Annotated in this window: 3 protein-coding genes; 1 reads left to right on the top strand and 2 read right to left on the bottom strand. The window is 33.3% G+C overall.

Translation table 11 applies throughout. The features are described from left to right. Positions 1-130 precede the first annotated feature (130 nt). Together AACM45_RS20190 and AACM45_RS20185 are read right to left on the bottom strand one after the other, a co-directional pair. Positions 131-646 carry a hypothetical protein gene (locus AACM45_RS20190; RefSeq protein ID WP_339145010.1) on the bottom strand — a complete coding sequence of 172 codons (516 nt, stop codon included), beginning with the start codon at positions 644-646 and terminating at the stop codon, positions 131-133. Positions 647-792: 146 nt separating this feature from the next. Continuing rightward, positions 793-1,833, bottom strand: a complete 1,041-nt coding sequence (locus tag AACM45_RS20185; protein ID WP_339145008.1) for a WG repeat-containing protein — start codon at positions 1,831-1,833, stop codon at positions 793-795. A 71-nt stretch (positions 1,834-1,904) separates the two neighbouring features. On the opposite strand from AACM45_RS20185, the gene AACM45_RS20180 reads away from it, so the two are divergent. After that, a partial coding sequence (locus AACM45_RS20180; protein WP_339145006.1) for a hypothetical protein occupies positions 1,905-2,291 on the top strand: 387 nt, incomplete at its 3' end.

Here is a 2,291-nt window from a genome sequence, read left to right as displayed (position 1 = left end):
TCGTATAACCGTCAGTTACGGGTTAATATGCGTTAATTTTCGGTTTGGCACTGACGCTCGCAATTCCGAGTGGATTCGGACGTAGTCGAATCCGCCGTAATTGCGGTTATACATTGTTGTACACCGTTTTTTATTCAGTCGGGATTTTATATTTTCCACCTATTAATTCCCAATTATTTTTCTTTCGGTCAAACACAAATCTCATATCAGGAACGTAGCCATTTGTTCCGCCACAATTTAATGCAAAATCCGCTTTTTTAAATTTCAGTCCATTGTTGAAATGGATTTTCCGTTTTCCAGTAACATTTACAATTCCAAAATTCACGTCAACTGTGTCAATTCCAATTATTTTGTGAGTCAGACGCAAAACCCGAATTGTCTTTTTTTCTTTTATTGACAAGTCAATTAATTCCTCATTGGTCAAAAACTTATATCGGTCAGATACGTTCAGTTTGGAAATCCGCTTTCCATTTTCGTTGAGTTCAATATATTTCCAACCGCTCGAAAGTAAAAGGTCAAATCTGCTATTTAATGCTTTGACATAAATACTGTCCAACTCGTTTTTTTCAATCGAATTCAGTTCCGTTTCTTGTCCAAATGACAAAAATCCGATAAAGGTCAATATGATTACAAATGCTTTTCTCAAATGGTGTACAACGTTTATGTATATGGTTTGTTGCGTGTTTTAAGCACCTAATTTAGCAAATAAAAACTGAATAGAAAGTCCGCGAGTATTTTCGTAAGTAGGCTAGAACTAGCAATAAATTATATACGGTGTTACCCACAGTTTTTTTAATAGTTTCGTTCATATTCATACATCGATTCAAACTTGGCATTCGTTGGTCTAAATTGATGTCCAATTCGGTCAAATTTTGGTTCGATGACAAACTCTCCACTTTTGTTTATAAATCCCCATTGACTATTGTTTTTTGCTTTTGCAAGTCCGTACTTAAATCCTCCGACGTCTTCAAATCTAAAGTCAATAACTGTCTTCCCTTTCTCGTTTATGAAACCATATTTTCCGTTTTTCTTTGCTCGCGCCAATCCATTATCACTAAAATAGGACAGTTCATCATAAATTGGTTGAATTAGAATTTGACCTAAATTGTCTGCTAATCCAAATTTGCCATTTTGTTTGAACCAAAACTTATCATTTTGAACATAACCAAATGAACTGTATTTATTCGGCATTATGGTATCTCTATTCATACTAACTTTCCCTAATGTACCATTATCTGCATTCCCAGTTACTCGATATTTTTTGTATCTCAATCCTGGACTGACAACAGTATCTATTATTGTTCCAGTTGTGTCTATTAAAAATTCTAAATCTCCAATTTCCACAAGTCCGTTGCCATTCTTAAATATGTCAGCATAATCAAATAAAGTATCAATTTTCATTTTTCCTGTTACGTCCATATAACCCCATTTACCATCATCCTTGAATTGGACAGGAACTAAATTTTCGGAAAAATCGCCAACATCGTAAAAGCTAATATCCGAAATCAAATTATCGTTAAGGTCAGAGAAATTATAATTTTCATCAATTTCCACTAATGCCAAATCGGATTCAACATTCCCAATGAAGCTGTATTTGGCTGGAATAATTATTTCTCCGTCTTGATTTATCAATCCACTTTTTCCTTTGATGTAGTAATCTGCATAACCATTGTAGAAAATTCCGACCGAGTCAAATTTTGGCTCAATAATCCAATTTCCTTTAGTGTTTATAAAACCATATTTCCCTTTGTACTTAACAGGTGCAAGTAGTTTATTCTCTTTGCTACAGCTTGAAAATATTAGGATAATTAATATGGATAATGCGATTCTCAAAATTGTGGGTAACGTTGAGTATAACCGTTCGGGCGTGAATTAGAAACTAACTTTAAAAATATAAACAACTTATGAATACAGACGAAAATATCAAAACAGCACAAGCCAAGCCTGACGGTTATACATTGTTAGGCAACGTTGTTTTTTCAAAGGAATTATTTATTAAAACGATAAACGAAATAGAAAAACAACATAGGCACGATATTAAATGTAGTGAAGCATTTAGAGTGATTTTACCTAACGATTATATTTCAAATTATGCAAATCATTGGTTGCAAAATCAATTAGTAAAAGTGTTGCAATTAGCAATGAATGACAACCATAAATATAGTTGGATTGAGTATTATATGTGGGAACTTGACTTTGGTTTAAAATACTCTAAAGGCTGTGTTGAAATAAAAGGAAACGACTTTGAGTTAAAGAGTGCATCTGATTTATGGGATTTGCTCAATGTTGCC

The organism is Croceitalea sp. MTPC5, from assembly GCF_036985505.1.
GTDB lineage: Bacteria > Bacteroidota > Bacteroidia > Flavobacteriales > Flavobacteriaceae > Croceitalea.
The sequence above is the reverse complement of the archived record's forward strand: the minus strand, read 5'-3'. Positions and strand labels throughout refer to the sequence as shown.